The 1,498-nt window shown below is 42.8% G+C and carries 3 protein-coding genes; all 3 read right to left on the bottom strand.

The genetic code is table 11. From position 1 onward, the window contains the following. Positions 1 to 257 precede the first annotated feature (257 nt). The gene (locus tag O9290_RS14025) at positions 258 to 605 is read right to left on the bottom strand and encodes an HVO_A0114 family putative DNA-binding protein (protein ID WP_002751511.1); all 348 of its coding nucleotides are present in this window, start codon (positions 603 to 605) and stop codon (positions 258 to 260) included. Next, positions 586 to 882 (bottom strand): toxin-antitoxin system TumE family protein, encoded by a 297-nt coding sequence (locus O9290_RS14020; RefSeq protein WP_002751505.1) that lies wholly within the window; start codon positions 880 to 882, stop codon positions 586 to 588. The genes O9290_RS14025 and O9290_RS14020 overlap by 20 nt, the downstream gene beginning before the upstream one ends. Before the next feature lie 146 nt (positions 883 to 1,028). Further along, on the bottom strand, positions 1,029 to 1,184 hold the full coding sequence (locus O9290_RS14015) for a hypothetical protein (protein WP_288059305.1): 156 nt from the start codon (positions 1,182 to 1,184) through the stop codon (positions 1,029 to 1,031). Positions 1,185 to 1,498: the final 314 nt, after the last annotated feature.

Raw genomic sequence — 1,498 nt, 5'->3', positions numbered from 1 at the left:
AGGGCTTTCAAGACTCGGTTAACAATCTGTAATATTCCTTGTTGACACCCTTAATGACAAAGAAAAAACTGAAATCAAGTCAGGATAAGGGTTAGAGTCCTTACTGACCAAATTGTTAAGAAAGATCTCTATAAGGGATAGCCCCCTTGATAAGGGGGGTGTCTGACAACTTTTAACGCCTCCCTACTTACCTTTGAGAATGATAATACTTTTGGTTCATGTGTCCTCTTTATTCGCGATCGCTACTAATCCGGCGATCAAACGGCTTGCAACATGAATTCAACCTTGATCGCTTCAAACGGGAACTCTACGCTCCCATCTGCTACACGGCTCAGAATACCGACATTTAAAAGTGCCGTAATATCTCCATGTACTGCTTTAACATCCCGATGTACTCGCCTCGCCGCCTCACGGATAGAAATGGGGCCAGCACCGCACATAGCTTTGAGGAGTTCCCACCGCTTGGCAGTCAGAACTTTCCAGAGAAGTTCGGGGGTAGCAAAACTGATACGAACTTCTTTTTCTGCTCGACCAGTTTTCATCGCTTGAACGGCATCGGCAAGGGTGTCAGTCAAGGAGCGAACTTCAAGAACGACCGTGTTCATAATTCCACCTCAAAATGTCAGAGTTGAAGTCGGCCATCAATTGGTCTGGCGAAGAGAAAGCATAAAGAGACTCCACACCATCGAAATGACGGTGATCGCCTTTACCGCGTTCGTTATCATATCGCAACACACATTTGCCGTTGACTATGTAAGCGAGACGATATTTGTAAGGATGCTCCGATGGCAGAACTGGTTGGGGAACACGCCAGACAGTGACTTCTGCGAATGCGTCTGGGGCCAAGATGACGCGACGACGAATGAGCGCGGTAGCCTTCATGTTGGATACACTAACAACACCTTGGCCTGTTGTCAATGTCCCCAACAGTTAAAAACGCCTTATATTCTTCTATATTTCTGGCTTGAGGGTTGAGATATTGCCCAAAGTGTTGTGTTAAATCAATCTGCATGGTTATTGTATCCTTATTATTCTAACCCTGTTGCATAGTTTTCCATCATCTGCAAAAATTCGGGGTCAATCAATTCCTGATTAGCTTGCAGGGTATTGGGTTCCTCACCATCAGCACAAGCGAGCAACTGTTCTATTAAATTAACATAAGCTTGGGCGCGTTGTTCATTCATCGTCTTAACTATGATTTTTGTGATTGTGTGATGGACTATGATTCTTTTCGAGAGAGCGACACCATGATGTGATATAAGACAATAAATACTCATGATTGTCAAAGATAACCTAATCATAGTCGCTCATTCAATCATGAGTCTAATCATCGTCTTAACTATGATTTTTGTGATTGTGTGATGGACTATGATTCTTTTCGAGAGAGCGACCCCATGATGTGATATAAGACAATAAATACTCATGATTGTCAAAGATAACCTAATCATAGTCGCTCATTCTAATCATCGTCTTAACTATGATTTTTGTGATTATGTGA

This window comes from Microcystis sp. LE19-41.2A, assembly GCF_027530405.1.
Taxonomy (GTDB): domain Bacteria; phylum Cyanobacteriota; class Cyanobacteriia; order Cyanobacteriales; family Microcystaceae; genus Microcystis; species Microcystis aeruginosa.
Note: the sequence above shows the minus strand (reverse complement) of the source record. Positions and strands in the feature narration are given on the sequence as shown.